The 14,852-nt window shown below is 33.4% G+C and carries 11 protein-coding genes; 8 read left to right on the top strand and 3 right to left on the bottom strand.

Annotation, left to right across the window (positions count from 1 at the left end; all coding sequences use genetic code 11):
* Positions 1-174: 174 nt before the first annotated feature.
* Positions 175-3,288: a leucine--tRNA ligase gene (locus tag ACTJIW_RS10515; RefSeq protein ID WP_440716116.1), complete on the bottom strand. Its 3,114-nt coding sequence runs from the start codon at positions 3,286-3,288 to the stop codon at positions 175-177.
* A gap of 189 nt (positions 3,289-3,477) precedes the next feature.
* On the opposite strand from ACTJIW_RS10515, the gene ACTJIW_RS10510 reads away from it, so the two are divergent.
* From ACTJIW_RS10510 to truB, 5 genes are all read left to right on the top strand, one after another.
* Positions 3,478-4,074, top strand: coding sequence for a molybdopterin-dependent oxidoreductase (locus ACTJIW_RS10510; RefSeq protein WP_440716117.1), 597 nt, complete (start codon positions 3,478-3,480; stop codon positions 4,072-4,074).
* A 242-nt stretch (positions 4,075-4,316) separates the two neighbouring features.
* Positions 4,317-5,192 carry a cell division protein FtsX gene (locus ACTJIW_RS10505; protein ID WP_012022658.1) on the top strand — a complete coding sequence of 292 codons (876 nt, stop codon included), beginning with the start codon at positions 4,317-4,319 and terminating at the stop codon, positions 5,190-5,192.
* A gap of 83 nt (positions 5,193-5,275) precedes the next feature.
* Positions 5,276-5,533 (top strand): DUF3098 domain-containing protein, encoded by a 258-nt coding sequence (locus tag ACTJIW_RS10500; RefSeq protein WP_073410674.1) that lies wholly within the window; start codon positions 5,276-5,278, stop codon positions 5,531-5,533.
* Positions 5,534-5,633: 100 nt separating this feature from the next.
* The gene (locus ACTJIW_RS10495; protein WP_440716118.1) at positions 5,634-6,431 is read left to right on the top strand and encodes an undecaprenyl-diphosphate phosphatase; all 798 of its coding nucleotides are present in this window, start codon (positions 5,634-5,636) and stop codon (positions 6,429-6,431) included.
* Positions 6,431-7,120, top strand: coding sequence for a tRNA pseudouridine(55) synthase TruB (truB, locus tag ACTJIW_RS10490; RefSeq protein WP_440716119.1), 690 nt, complete (start codon positions 6,431-6,433; stop codon positions 7,118-7,120). The genes ACTJIW_RS10495 and truB overlap by 1 nt, the downstream gene beginning before the upstream one ends.
* 417 nt (positions 7,121-7,537) lie before the next feature.
* On the opposite strand, the gene ACTJIW_RS10485 is transcribed toward truB, so the two are convergent.
* On the bottom strand, positions 7,538-8,155 hold the full coding sequence (locus tag ACTJIW_RS10485) for a thioredoxin family protein (RefSeq protein WP_440716120.1): 618 nt from the start codon (positions 8,153-8,155) through the stop codon (positions 7,538-7,540).
* Between the two features lie 187 nt (positions 8,156-8,342).
* Here ACTJIW_RS10485 and pyrH point away from each other — a divergent pair, with 187 nt between their 5' ends.
* The 3 genes from pyrH (at position 8,343) to ACTJIW_RS10470 (ending at position 12,370) form a co-directional block, all read left to right on the top strand.
* Entirely contained in the window at positions 8,343-9,050 is a 708-nt protein-coding gene (gene pyrH, locus ACTJIW_RS10480) for a UMP kinase (protein ID WP_012022665.1), read from the top strand.
* Between the two features lie 142 nt (positions 9,051-9,192).
* Entirely contained in the window at positions 9,193-9,756 is a 564-nt protein-coding gene (gene frr, locus ACTJIW_RS10475; RefSeq protein WP_274251575.1) for a ribosome recycling factor, read from the top strand.
* 118 nt (positions 9,757-9,874) lie between these two features.
* The gene (locus ACTJIW_RS10470; RefSeq protein WP_440716121.1) at positions 9,875-12,370 is read left to right on the top strand and encodes a DUF5686 family protein; all 2,496 of its coding nucleotides are present in this window, start codon (positions 9,875-9,877) and stop codon (positions 12,368-12,370) included.
* Between the two features lie 189 nt (positions 12,371-12,559).
* Here the strand turns inward: ACTJIW_RS10470 and ACTJIW_RS10465 are convergent, their stop codons facing one another.
* A complete protein-coding gene (locus ACTJIW_RS10465) occupies positions 12,560-14,830 on the bottom strand; it encodes a cation:proton antiporter (protein ID WP_073410626.1) in 2,271 nt (756 codons plus the stop codon).
* Positions 14,831-14,852 lie beyond the last annotated feature (22 nt).

Here is a 14,852-nt window from a genome sequence, read left to right as displayed (position 1 = left end):
TTGTCATTGCGAGGAACGAAGCAACCTCACTAAAATAAGACCCAAAAATTGATGCAGTAAATGAGATTGCTTCGTTCCTCGCAATGACATAAAATAAAAAAATCCCAAACCCCAATCGTAAAATTGGAATTTGGAATTTGGAATTTGGAATTTTTATATTGAGAAATTATAAAATTAACCTACAAGGTTGATGATTTTTCCTGGAACGATAATCACTTTATTTGGTATTCTACCGTCTAATTGTTTTTGAGTTCTTTCGTCTTTCATTACGATTTCTTCGATTTGTGCTGCGGTTAAATCCAAAGGCAATTCGATTGTGAAACGCATTTTTCCGTTGAAAGAAACTGGATATTCTTTGTTAGTCTCTACTAAATGTTTTGCGTCAAAAGCTGGGAAAGCAACTTCTGAAATTGAAGTTGTATGTCCTAACTGCGACCATAATTCTTCTGCGATATGAGGCGCATAAGGAGAAACTAAAATCGCTAATGGCTCTAAGATCGCTCTTGAATGACAGTTTTGAGAAGACAATTCGTTTACACAAATCATAAACTGCGAAACCGAAGTGTTGAAAGAGAAATTCTCAATATCTTCTGCCACTTTTTTAATGGTTTTATGTAACGATTTCAAGTTGTCTTTTGTTGGTTCGTCGTTGTTTACGATTAAGCCATTATCATCAAAATACAATCTCCATAATTTTTTCAAGAAACCAAATACACCAGAAATTCCGGCAGTATTCCAAGGTTTTGCCTGCTCTAATGGCCCTAAGAACATTTCGTATAAACGTAATGTATCAGCTCCATATTCTGCACAAATATCATCTGGCGTTACCACATTATAGTATGATTTCGACATTTTTTCGACTTCACGACCTACAATGTATTTTCCGTTCTCGTCAAAAATAAATTCTGCTGTATTGAAATCTTCTCTCCAATTTTTAAATCTTTCAATATCTAATTCGTCTGAAGAGTTTACAAAATTAACATCGACACGTGTCTGATAAAATGTAGAATCATGAAGATGCCCAATCTGAACTTTTCCAACTAAGTTAAGTTTTTGAATTTCTTCGAAAATTCCAGTTGCATCAAAAACTTTTTCTGCAACTAATTTTATTTCCTCATTACTCTTTTCTTGTTCAACATTTTTAGGATTTGGATAATATGTTTTTTTATACACATCTCTAATTCCCTTCGAAATAAATAAATTATCAAAGATTTTACACTTATCTTTCAAAAGCTCAATATTAGCCTTGTCTTCATTTGTAATTTCTAAATCACCATAGATTGGAGTAGCTGTGTAACCAATTCTATAAACAAAAGCACTTGTCCCCAAAATCATTCCCTGATTGATCAGTTTTTTGAATGGTTCTTCGGTTGGAGCAAAACCTTTGTCTTTTAAGAATTTGTTCCAGAAACGAGAATACAATAAGTGACCTGTAGCGTGCTCGCTTCCACCAATATATAAATCTACACTTTCCCAATAAGCTAGAGCTTCTTTGCTTGCAAATTCATTTTCGTTGTGTGCATCCATATAACGCATCCAGTACCATGAACTTCCCGCCCATCCTGGCATAGTGTTCAATTCTAAAGGAAAGATCGAAACATTATCAACTAAATCTGTATTTACAACTTTATTTTGTTTTGTGTCCCAAGCCCAAACAGCTGCGTTTCCTAATGGAGGCAGTCCGTCTTCTGTTGGCAAATATTTCTCTACTTCAGGCAAAATAATTGGCAAATGCTGCGTATCAATCATTTTAGGCAATCCGTTTACATAATAAACTGGAAACGGCTCTCCCCAATAACGCTGACGAGAGAAAACCGCATCACGCAAACGGTAATTTGTTTTTCCTTTTCCTTGTCCGATTTCTTCTAACTTATAAATTGCTTTTGCTGTCGCGTCTTTGTAATTTAATCCGTTTAAGAAATCAGAAGCTGTGATTTCAACGTTATCTTTAGATCCGTAAGCAGCTTCGGAAATATCAACATTTGCGAAGATATTTTTGATTTCCTGCATTCCGTTTTGACCTTTAAAGAAATTAGCAAATGCATAATCTCTTTCGTCTCCGCAAGGAACCGCCATTACAGCACCAGTTCCGTAACCTGCCAAAACATAATCACCAATCCAAACCGGAATAGCTTCTTTTGTAAAAGGATGTTCAGCATAAGCTCCTGTAAATACACCAGAAATAGTTTTTACATCGGCCATACGCTCACGCTCCGAACGTTTTGCTGTTTTTTCGATATACGCTTCAACAGCTTCTTTTTGTTCTGGAGTTGTAATTTTAGCAACCAAATCATGTTCTGGCGCCAAAGTCATAAAAGTAACTCCAAAAATTGTATCAGGACGAGTAGTAAATACTTCGATTACTTCATCGTGATTTTTCACATTAAAAGTTACCAAAGCACCAACCGATTTCCCGATCCAGTTTCGTTGAGATTCTTTGATAGACTCACTCCAGTCAATATCATTTAAACCTTGAAGTAAACGTTCGGCATAAGCAGAAATTCGCATACTCCATTGTGTCATTTTTTTTCTTATAACAGGGAAGCCTCCTCGTTCTGAAACTCCGTTTACAATTTCATCATTTGCCAAAACAGTTCCTAAGCCTGGACACCAGTTTACTTCGGTTTCTGCCAAATACGTCATTCTGTATTGCAACAAGATTTTTTCTTTTTGATCATCAGAATATGATTTCCATTCGTCAGCTGTAAAAATCGCAACGTTGTCGTCGCAAACTGCTTCAACCAACGCATTTCCGCTTTCTTCAAAAACAGTTAGAAGCTCAGAAATATCAAATGCTTTTCCTTGTTTTCTGCAATACCAAGAGTTGAACAATTGGATAAAAATCCATTGTGTATGTTTGTAATAATCAGGATTTGACGTACGTACTTCACGCGCCCAGTCAAAAGAAAAACCGATTTTGTCTAATTGTTTTCTATAACCGGCAATTTGTTTTCCTTCTTTGTCTACTCCTCCGTCAATATTTACGCGTGTTGTATCTTCTGGACGCTGTCCTGTCTGAATCGCATATTGTTCTGCAGGTAATCCGAAACTATCGTAACCCATTGGGTGCAAAACATTGAAACCTTGATGTCTCTTGAAACGAGAATAGACATCTGAAGCTATATAACCCAGCGGGTGCCCAACGTGTAATCCTGCTCCAGATGGATAAGGAAACATATCGAGAACATAATGTTTCGGTTTTTCAGAGTTATTTTTTGCTGCAAAAGTTTGATTTTCTGCCCAATATTTTTGCCATTTGGCTTCAATTTCGTTTGGATTGTACTTCATTTCTAAGTGACTAAGATTCTAAGTTACTAAGGTTCTAAGCTTTTCACTAAATTAATTTAGCCGCAAATTTACATTTATTGTTGTTTGTTACAAAGCTATTTCATTGACAAACAAATAAAATATCGGATTACTTATTAAAATTAAGTAAAAATACTTAATATTGAAATAAATATAAACTGCTAAGTAACTATGAAAACCATAAATTATTTTCTAATTATTCTAATTGCATTTTCATGTACGATGTGTAACTCATCTAAAAAAGATCAAGAAGAAATTGTTTCTACTGAATCTGTTTCAAAAAAAGAGAAACACGAACATAAAACTCTTACTGCCGAAGACAGTTTAAAATTAGCCAATCATCAAATTGAAGTAAAAGGCGAAATCGAATTTCCACTTCAACTAACGATTGACTCCTTAAAGAAAATGAAAGTGGTTACCATTGAGAATCTAAAAATAACAGGAAAAGGCGGCGCAATTAAAAGAGAAGTCAAAGCCTGCAAAGGTGTTCTTTTGAAAGATATTTTAGACAAAGCTAAAATCAAACAAGAAAATCATAAAGATCGCAATTTTTATATTGTAGCCAGAGCTTCAGACGATTATAAAGCGACTTTTTCATGGGCTGAAATTTTTAATAACCCAACAGGAGAAAATACTTATGTACTGTTTGAAGAAAATGGAAAACCAGTTAAAAACGGCGAAATGATTTTGATTTGTAAAAACGACATCAAAACTGGACCAAGACATGTCTACTGGCTTAAGAGCATTGAAGTTTACAAAGTGAAATAGTTTTTTTGAGAGTTTAACCGCAAAGTACGCAAGGTTTACGCAGAGTTCGCAAAGCTTTATCAACACAAAGCTTTGCGAACTTTGCGCTTATATAAGGTTAGAGAATTAAAAAACCTTGCGTACTTTGCGGTTAAATCAACATTTTATTCAATATCAAATCGTATATTTATAATACAAAAGTTTGTTATTAACTTTAAATAAAGAAATTCTTTATTATTTTTACCCCATAATTTAAGCATACTATGAGTTCTAACTTTGATAAATTTCAAAAACGCAGGTTAATTTCCTCTTATTTTTCGGTAGTATTAAGTGTCTTCTTAGTTTTATTCCTTTTGGGAGTACTAGGATTATTTATCATTAATTCTAAAAAACTGGCTGACGATTTTAAAGAAAAAATCGCTATGACAGTTTTCTTTAAAAATGAGGCAAATGACAGTATTATCAAAGCTTTTAACTCTGAATTAAAAAGAGCTCCTTTTGCTCTTTCGTATGTTTATGTAACAAAAGAAAAAGCAGCAAAAGAACATACTGATATTATTGGAGAAGATTTCCTGACCTTTTTAGGAGAAAATCCTTTATTGAACTCATACGACATTCATTTAAAAGCAGATTACGTTGAACGCGACAGCATTTTAAAAATAGAGAGTGCTTTGCGTAAAAACACTATGATCGAAGATATCGTGTATGACAAACAATTGGTGAATCTGGTAAATGACAATATCAAAAAAGTTAGTATGTGGATTTTAATCATAAGCGGTTTTCTTACTGTAATAGCCGTTTTATTAATTAACAGTTCACTTCGTTTGTCTATACATTCTAATCGTTTTATTATTAAAACCATGCAGATGGTAGGCGCAACAAAATCGTTTATTCGTAAGCCTTTTGTAATGCGAAGCGTAAAACTGGGAATGCTTGGTGCTTTATTGGCAATCATAGCCTTAATTGGACTTTTATTTTATGTAGAAACGAATTTCCCTGGTTTAGGAATTTTAGAAGACAAAGCTTTAATTGGATTGGTATTATTAGCCGTTTTTGGATTAGGCGTTTTAATTACATGGGTAAGTACGCATTTTGCAACACAGCGATTCCTGAATTTAAGAACTGACGATCTTTATTAATTTTAGATTGCAGATTTTAGATTGCAGATTTTAGATTTAAAAAAAATGCCTTCGACTTCGCTCAGGCTGACAAACACATAAAAATGAAAAACAACAACAATAAAGAAGAACAACAAGTTCAAAAACAGGAATTCCTTTTTGACGGTATCAATTATAAAATTTTATTAATTGGTATTGCTGTAATTGCATTAGGATTTATTTTAATGTCTGGCGGAGGAAGTGATAATCCAAATGTTTTTAATGAGGATGTTTTTAGTTTTAGACGTATTCGTTTAGCTCCAACCACTGTTTTAATTGGTTTTGGAATCACGATTTATTCTATTTTCAAAAAATCTAAATAGACTTTCTTAGACAACTTGGATCTTTAGATTATTAGAGAAATTAATTTCTTTAAAAAAATCTGACATTCTAAGAAGTCTAAAATCTAAAAATCTAAATTAAATGAACACATTACAAGCTATCGTTCTTGCCATTATTGAAGGAATTACAGAATTTTTACCTGTTTCTTCAACCGGGCACATGATTATTGCCTCTTCTTTTTTTGGAATCGCACACGAAGATTTCACTAAACTTTTTACGATTGTTATTCAGCTTGGCGCTATACTTTCGGTTGTCGTTTTATACTTCAAACGTTTTTTTCAAACTCTTGATTTTTACTTTAAACTTTTAGTTGCTTTTATTCCGGCTGTAGTTTTAGGATTATTATTGAGTGACTTTATCGACGGATTATTAGAAAACCCGGTTACAGTTGCGGTTTCACTTTTAATAGGCGGATTGATTTTATTAAAAGTTGATGAATGGTTTAACAATCCAAACGCGGCCGAAACTTCACAGGAAATCACCTATTTGCAAGCTCTTAAAATTGGATTATTTCAATGTATCGCGATGATTCCCGGAGTTTCACGAAGCGGTGCCAGTATTGTTGGCGGAATGTCTCAAAAATTATCCAGAACAACTGCTGCTGAATTTTCATTTTTTCTGGCCGTTCCAACCATGTTAGGAGCAACAGTAAAAAAATGCTACGATTATTATAAAGCAGGATTTGAATTATCTCACGATCAGGTAAATATTTTAATCATTGGTAATGTTGTGGCTTTTATTGTAGCACTTCTTGCTATTAAAACTTTTATTAGCTTTTTGACTAAAAACGGCTTTAAAGTATTTGGCTATTACAGAATAATTGCCGGAATCATTTTATTACTGATTCACTTTTTCATTCACCCGCTTACCATTATATAATGACACCTGAAGAATATTTAGACGGACAAGTTTTACTGATAGACAAACCTTTAAAATGGAGTTCGTTTCAGGCAGTTAACAAATTAAAATACCTTTTAATTAATAAAGTAGGACTTCCAAAAAAGTTCAAAATTGGTCATGCCGGAACTTTAGATCCTTTGGCAACCGGATTATTATTAATCTGCACCGGAAAATTCACAAAAAGAATTTCTGAACTTCAAGGACAGGCAAAAGAATACACGGGAACATTTTATATTGGAGCCACTACTCCATCGTATGATTTAGAAACCGAAATCGATCAGACTTTCCCAACAGAACATATTGACGAAGCTCTAATTCACGAAACGGTAAAACAGTTTTTAGGCGAAATCGATCAAAAACCGCCTATTTTTTCAGCTATTAAAAAAGACGGAGTCCGTTTGTATGAACATGCACGTGCCGGAGAATCAATCGAAATTGAAAGCAGAAAAACAACAATTCACGAATTTGAAATCACTCGCATTGCATTGCCTGAAATTGACTTTAGAGTAGTTTGCAGTAAAGGAACTTATATTCGTTCGCTTGCTTACGATTTTGGAAAAGCAATGAATTCAGGTTCGCATTTAACCGTTTTACGCCGAACCAAAATTGGCGATTATGATGTAAAAAATGCGATTGACATTACTTTATTCGAAGAAAGTCTTCAATAGAAACAATAGATTTTGTTTATCCGTTTCATGGATAAACTTACTGTTTTTTTTTAAACTTTAAATAAATAAAAAAGCACATTACTAAATGAAAGTAATGTGCCAGGCTTTAAAAAATAAGTAATACTATTTCATACTTATTTTAAATTTAATAGTGAGGCACATTTTTTCCTCCAAATAAAAATGTAGAGAAGAAATCATAAAACCTTTCGAATAACTTTTTCATAATAGTGTATTTTAATTGTTAGACATTAAACAAACACCAATAAAAAGAGTAAATCAGAAAGTTATAATAGAAGTGGGATGGTTTTACTAAATTACAAATTTTCTTAATAAGAAAAAAATTTAAACCCATTTTTTAACTTCTTATTTCTTTTATTATCAATGTTTTACTAACAAAAACACACTTTTAAATAGTTATTACAGCCTATTATATTTAATATTTTCCATAATTTCGACCAATTCACTTTGAACAGATATTCCTTTATCTGCCAAATACCATAACTGCAGATCTGTTTTGATTTTTTCATCAATTGGACCGACTTCTCTTTTATGGGTTTCCATTAATTCTGTGGCGCCTTTTGGTCTTGGTCCCCAATCAGCACGGACAATTCCGGCTTCTTTGCAAATTATAATAACTTTAGGGATTGCTCTGCCGTTATTTGTTAAGTATTGATTCATTAATTCATCGTTTTCATCACGAAGAACAATTCGAAGGTCGATTTTTTTATCAGATTCGTGAGCCATTTTATTCAAAATAGGAAGAATCTGCGCTGCATCGCCGCACCAGCCTTCAGAAATTACAAGCCAGATGTAGTGATTATCTAAATGCCTTAATTTTGAAATGACATCTTCAGAAATTGTAATTGTTTTTTCTAAACGATTCATTCTTGCTTCGTTTAGTTTCGAATAATTCGTGAGACTTTCAGACTGCTGGCTTCCGGTTGATTTTCCTTCAGATAATAAATCGGTAACTAATTTTCGATATTCAGCATACGAATAGCTGTTGAATAATGCTTTTGCTACAGTACTTTTCATAGAGGTTTATTTTGCTTACTATAAAATTAATGATTTTAAAAAGATAGAGGAATGACTTTTGTCACATTCAAATAAAAAAATCAAAAAAGTCTTTATAAAATTAAAATCCCAAGCCGAATTAATTTTTTGTAAATTATTTTTAAAAATCAGAATATGTCTATATTTGCACAAATTAACGCAACACAACATGAAATATAAAAGAATTCTTCTTAAACTTAGCGGCGAGGCCTTAATGGGTGATTTACAATACGGAATTGACCCTAAAAGATTAGGGGAATATGCAGACGAAATTAAGCAGATTCACGACAAAGGAGTAGAAATTGCTATCGTTATTGGAGGAGGAAATATTTTTAGAGGCGTTGCCGGTGCAAGCGCAGGAATGGACAGAGTGCAAGGTGACTATATGGGAATGCTTGCTACTGTTATTAACGGAATGGCTTTGCAGGGCGCACTTGAAGATAAAGGAATGAAAACGCGTTTGCAGACTGCTTTAAAAATGGAATCTATCGCAGAACCATACATTAAAAGAAGAGCTGACCGCCACCTTGAGAAAGGAAGAATTGTAATTTTTGGTGCGGGAACCGGAAACCCATATTTTACAACTGATACTGCAGCTGTTTTAAGAGGAATCGAAATTAATGCTGATGTAATCTTAAAAGGAACCCGCGTTGACGGTGTTTACGATTCTGATCCTGAAAAAAATGCTTCGGCTGTAAAATTTGATTTCATCTCGTTTGATGATGTCCTTAAAAAAGGATTAAACGTAATGGATACAACCGCTTTTACTTTAAGCCAGGAAAATAAACTGCCAATTGTTGTTTTTGACATGAACAAAATTGGAAACCTGTTAAAAATCTGCGAAGGCGAAAACATCGGAACTGTAGTAAATATTTAGGCTGCTTAGATTATTAGAAGATTAATAATCTTTATAATTTTCAAAAGCAATTTCAATAAATAAAACAACATCGTTAGCAAATTAGAAGAATCCATTTTTGAGTCTAAAAATCTAATCTTCTAAAAATTAAAAATTAAAAAAAATGACTGAAGAAATCGATTTTATATTAGAAAGTACTGAAGAATCTATGAACGGTTCTATTGCACACTTAGAAAAAGAATTTCTAAACATTCGTGCGGGAAAAGCTTCTCCAGCAATGCTGGGAGGTGTTTTTGTTGATTATTACGGATCAGCAACACCACTTTCTCAAGTGTCAAAAATCAGTGTTCCGGATGCAAGAACTATTACTTTGCAGCCTTTCGAAAAAAATATGCTGCAAACCATTGAAAAAGCAATTTTAATTGCCAATATTGGTTTTAACCCAATGAACAACGGAGACGTTATCATTATCAGCGTACCGCCTTTAACAGAAGAGCGTCGTCGTGATTTAGCAAAACAAGCAAAATCTGAAGCTGAAGATGCAAAAATTGGTATACGTAACGTTCGTAAAGACGCTAATACTGATATCAAAAAATTAGAAAAAGAAGGAACTTCAGAAGACATCTGTAAATCTGCAGAAGAAGAAGTTCAAAACTTAACAAATACTTACATTAAAAAAATTGATGAGTTATTGGCTGCAAAAGAAGCCGAAATCATGAAAGTTTAAGTATTTGATACTGAATTTTTAGAAATCCGTCTGGTAAAATTATCAGACGGATTTTTTTATTCTTATTTTTGCATACCAAAATCAAATCCTTTTCGTTTTTGAATCTATATAATTCTCTATGAGGCTATTTTGTTTACTGACATTATTTTTTACGCTTAGTATTCAGGCGCAATTTCAAATAAACGGAATTGTAACTGATTCAAACAACAAACCTCTTCCATTTGCTACAATTACAACTTCGGATAACAGCAATACGATAACTGATGTTGATGGAAAATTTATTTTTAAAACGCTTAGTAAATCCGGAAATTTTACGGTTTCCTATATTGGTTTTCAAACTAAGATTGTGGCTTTGGCCGAAAACAAAAAATTCTACTCTATTTCATTAATCCAAAAAACAGATGATTTAAAAGAAGTTATTGTTTCTAATGAAAATCCGGCGTTAACCATTATCAAAAAAGTTATTGCAAATAAAAACAATAACAATCCCCAGAAAAGGCTGAAAAGTTTTGATTACAAAACCTATAATAAACTTATCGTAACGGCTAATCCGGACTCAATTGATGGAAGAATAGATTCTTCGGCAGTGTATAAGGATTTAAATAAAAAGAAAATCAACATAGATTCTTCTGATTATAAATTCAAAGAAATTATAACCAAACAGCATTTGTTTCAAACCGAAAAAGTATCCCAATACCAATTCGGGAATAATAAATTAAAAGAAACTGTTCTCGGGACAAAAATAGCGGGTTTTAAAAATCCTATTTACGAGGTTATTGCTTTCAATTTACAGTCAATTTCTATTTATGACAATAAATACGAGTTGTTTGAAACAAAATATGAAAACCCAATTTCGAATACTGCACCAGCATCTTATAATTACAAATTATTAGATACTGTAAACATAAAAGGACGCGAAACTTTTATGATTTACTTTAAAAACAAGCACAAAAGAAGAACTTCTGGTTTAGAAGGAGTATTATATATTGACTCACAAAATTTTGCCATTGCAAAAGCAGTCATGCGTATAAAAGGTGTTTTGGATATCAGCGGTATTCATGAGTTTAATTATGTACCAAATGAAAAAATATGGTTCCAGAGCAATACTACTTTCAAAATCGTAAAAGGAAAAAATGACGACGATATTAAAATTTTAGGCGGAACGATTCAGTTTGATGGAGACGTTGCCGAAGATTTTGAACCAAGAAAAAAAGCCGCTTCTGATTTTACCTATTTGCTTTCTGAGAGTAACAATTTCGACATTCATTATAATCTCGAAACTCCTATAAAAAATCCGTCTCTTTATATCGAAATTAAAGACGATGCAGGTAAAAAACCCGAAGAATTCTGGAATCAGTACAGAAAAGAAGCTTTAGACCAAAAAAGCCAGAAAACCTATCAATTATTAGACAGTTTATCTGTAAGCCGAAGAATTGAAAAACGTTTGGGATTTGGGCGAAAAATCATCAATGGTTACATTCCTATTGGTCCGGTTGATTTAGATTTGAAGAAAATTATTAGTTACAACAATTATGAAGGTTTTCGTTTAGGTTTAGGCGGTATTACAAATGACAAGTTTTCTAAAAATTTTAGAATTGAAGGCTATACAGCTTATGGCACAAAAGACGGTGTTGTTAAATACAATTTAGGCGCCGGTGTTTTATTAGATAAAAACACCAACACCTGGCTTAATGGATCTTATACAGATGATGTTCGTGAAATTGCGAGTACCCTTTTTGCAGTTGACAAACGTGTTTTTAAAATTTACGATCCGCGCCCGATTAACATTAGTACATTTTATCATTATACAAGCTGGAAAGCCAATGTACAAACCAAAATTATCCCAAAAACAGAAGCTGTTCTTGAATTAGCCAGAACAGAGATTGAACCAAAGTTCGATTATCTTTTTAATTACAACGGTCAATTGTATTCTAGTTATATTATGACAACTGCCATGCTTTCGATAGTTTGGGCGCCTTTTAGTGATTTTATGCAAACGCCGACAGGAAGAACGGAATCTGACAAGAGATTTCCGAGATTTACTTTACAGTACACGCAATCCCTGCCAAATGTTTTAGACAACGATTTTAATTTTGGAAAAATAGATTTCAAAACTGAATACGAAAAGAAATATCTAAACGGACAAAAAACAAGTTTGCTTTTACAAGGCGGTTACGCCTTAGGCGATGTGCCGCTTACGCACTTATACAATACAATGCCCAACAACCTTACAAAAGAAACTGTTATCCAGCGTATTACTTTTGCCGGAAGAAACAGCTTTGAAACCATGTTTTTTAATGAGTTTTTCTCAAGTCAGTACATCTTTTTCCAGGTCAAACATGGCTTTAACCGAATCAAAATTCTTAAAAAAGTTCGCCCGACAATAGTTTTGGTCAGCAGAATGGCATGGGGAAATATGGAAAAACCTGAACAGCATGTTGGTCCTGAATATAAAACACTTGACAAAGGTTTTTTTGAATCGGGTATTGAATTAAATAAAATCTACAAAGGTTTTGGTCTTGGCGGATTCTATCGTTACGGACCAAACCAGTTAATGAAGTTTGAGGACAATATTGCAGTTAAAATTTCTTATGTTCTTGATTTGGGGCTTTAAAATTAAATTCCTCCTAGAGGCAAGTTTAACCGCAATCGCAAAGCTTACCTAATCTTTGTCGAGTTTCTTGCAAAGATTTCTCCTTACGTCGAAATGACAAAAATGCGAACGAATTTCACATAAAAAAATCCCAAATCCCAATCATAAAAATTGGAATTTGGGATTTAAAGCATTGAGATTTTTAAAATCTTATGGTTTCAAAATCAAAACAGAAGGCGTATTATTCAGCCATGTGCTTTGAGATTCGATAAGTTTTTTCCAGCTGTCTAAACTTATAATCATCAAATTCTGACCGTCTAAGAATTCTTTTTTAATTGTTCTGTCATGCATAATCATAATATGATTTGGGGCAATCTGTTCAATTGATCTTATCGTTTCCTGAATTTCGCGGGTATTTTTCACATCGCCGCTGGCATCAAGAACCGTAATCTGTGAACCGTTATTATTGATTAATTTTTTAGCGTAATCAATTAAAAAAGCATCTTCTTTATTAAAAATTGGCATAAAAACCTGGTTTACTTCTTCTAAATCTTTATCGATAAGAATACCAACCGGCATTTTAGTTTTGGTAATAATATGACGTGTTCTTTCGTCAAAAGGATTATTTTCAAACAAACCTTCTTTTCCGGTAAACTTATCAATTAAACGATCAGGGTTTACAATTCTGGTTGTGAATCCAAGAATTTTTCCAAGCAGAGTCCCGTCAAAAATAGATTGTCCTAAACCAACCAGCAATAAATCATATTCTCCCTGATTTGCTGCATCAATAATATCAGTATCAATATCATTAGACACTTTAAACATGCTCACCATATTTTGATTTAAGCGGTGCGATTCTTCAACTACGGGAACCAGCATTTTACGTTCATGGTCTTTTATGTCAAATGAATGCACCTCTGTACTCAATGATAAATGCATTGCTGTTACGATCGAGTTATCGCCTTGTTTTTTAACTAAACTATTCGCAATTTTAAGAAGCTTTTTTCCTCTTTCAGGAGTCGCAAACGAAAGCAGAATTTTGTATTTGCTTTTATTTCCAATTTCCTGAGGAATAGCCGTTATTTTATCTTTAAAAATAAACCCTATAAGATCTAAAGCTGGACCTGTCATGAAAGTCGTTACTAACGCCATAATTACCATCATAGTAAAAATTTCTGTTGATAAAACCCCAAGGTCATAACCAATATTTAAAACCACAAGTTCCATTAAACCTCTTGTGTTCATTAAAGCACCAATAGCTAAACTGTCTTTCCAGTTCTGTCCCACAAATTTTGCTGCCAAAGCACTTCCAAAGAATTTACCTGCAACGGCAACCGCAATAATTAATCCTGTTACTTTCCATAATTCAGGATCATTCAACAATCCAATTTGTGTACGTAAACCTGTAAATACGAAAAACAAAGGCAGTAAAACGATAATCGCAACATCTTCTACTTTTTCGATAAATATGTTTCTGAATTTGTTGTTTTCAGGCATAATTGCTCCCGCTAAAAATGCTCCGAATAAGGCATGAATTCCAATTAATTCCGCAGCATAAGCAGAAATCAAAAGTGTGATAAAGAAAATCGCAACAACCGGTTTATTTAAACTTTCGCGGGTCGAATTTAAATCTCCGACACGTTTCAGGAACGGACGAACGATTTTTAACATAATAATTACATACAAAATTGCTAAACCAATTACGTATAGCGAACTTGTAAATGAACCTGCTTTTACAATAGCAATTACAACAGCAAGAATACACCAGGCAGTAATATCATCGGCCGCGGCACAAGTAATGGCAATGGTTCCCAGTTTTGTTTTCTGCATTCCTCTTTCCTGCACAATTCTGGCCAAAACCGGAAAAGCAGTTATACTCATGGCAATTCCCATAAATAATCCGAAAGAAGAAAACTCAACACCAATTGGGGCAAAAGTGTGGTATATAAAATACGCAAGAGATAATCCTAACGCAAACGGAATTACAATACTGGCATGGCTGATAACTACAGCATCATGTGCTTTATTTTTCAGTACTTTTAAGTCCAGTTCCATTCCAATTACGAACATGAAAAGAATTAAACCAATCTGACTTAAAAACTGTAAGTTTCCTAATGATTCTTTTGGAAATAAAGCTGCTGAAAATTCAGGAAAATACATCCCGACCAAAGACGGCCCAAGAACAATACCTGCAATCATTTCTCCAATTACAGAAGGCTGGCCAATTTTTCTAAAAAACCATCCAAATAAACGCGCTACTAAAATAATAGTCACTATCTGTGCCAATAATATAGCTAAAGGGTGCTGTAAATTGTGAACCATAGAATCCAGGAAATCATTCCAATGGTTGCTTTCGATTTGTTTCTTTACAATATGACGCCCGGCTTCAATTGCTGCGCCTTTTGAAATTATCCAATAAATGAGGGCGGTAAATCCTCCAATAATGGTTACGTAGAATAAAGAGTTTTTAATGTTATTCATAACTCGTTCTTTTAATTTATTG

The organism is Flavobacterium sp. 22659, from assembly GCF_052044235.1.
GTDB lineage: Bacteria > Bacteroidota > Bacteroidia > Flavobacteriales > Flavobacteriaceae > Flavobacterium > Flavobacterium johnsoniae.
This window is presented reverse-complemented; position numbering and strand designations above follow the sequence as displayed.

What these genes read in the sequence shown, in the direction of transcription:
- ACTJIW_RS10515 (WP_440716116.1), bottom strand. Translation starts at nt 3,288, where the DNA reads ATGAAGTACAATCCAAACGAAATTGAAGCCAAATGGCAAAAATATTGG.
- ACTJIW_RS10510 (WP_440716117.1), top strand. Translation starts at nt 3,478, where the DNA reads ATGAAAACCATAAATTATTTTCTAATTATTCTAATTGCATTTTCATGT.
- ACTJIW_RS10505 (WP_012022658.1), top strand. Translation starts at nt 4,317, where the DNA reads ATGAGTTCTAACTTTGATAAATTTCAAAAACGCAGGTTAATTTCCTCT.
- ACTJIW_RS10500 (WP_073410674.1), top strand. Translation starts at nt 5,276, where the DNA reads ATGAAAAACAACAACAATAAAGAAGAACAACAAGTTCAAAAACAGGAA.
- ACTJIW_RS10495 (WP_440716118.1), top strand. Translation starts at nt 5,634, where the DNA reads ATGAACACATTACAAGCTATCGTTCTTGCCATTATTGAAGGAATTACA.
- truB (WP_440716119.1), top strand. Translation starts at nt 6,431, where the DNA reads ATGACACCTGAAGAATATTTAGACGGACAAGTTTTACTGATAGACAAA.
- ACTJIW_RS10485 (WP_440716120.1), bottom strand. Translation starts at nt 8,155, where the DNA reads ATGAAAAGTACTGTAGCAAAAGCATTATTCAACAGCTATTCGTATGCT.
- pyrH (WP_012022665.1), top strand. Translation starts at nt 8,343, where the DNA reads ATGAAATATAAAAGAATTCTTCTTAAACTTAGCGGCGAGGCCTTAATG.
- frr (WP_274251575.1), top strand. Translation starts at nt 9,193, where the DNA reads ATGACTGAAGAAATCGATTTTATATTAGAAAGTACTGAAGAATCTATG.
- ACTJIW_RS10470 (WP_440716121.1), top strand. Translation starts at nt 9,875, where the DNA reads ATGAGGCTATTTTGTTTACTGACATTATTTTTTACGCTTAGTATTCAG.
- ACTJIW_RS10465 (WP_073410626.1), bottom strand. Translation starts at nt 14,830, where the DNA reads ATGAATAACATTAAAAACTCTTTATTCTACGTAACCATTATTGGAGGA.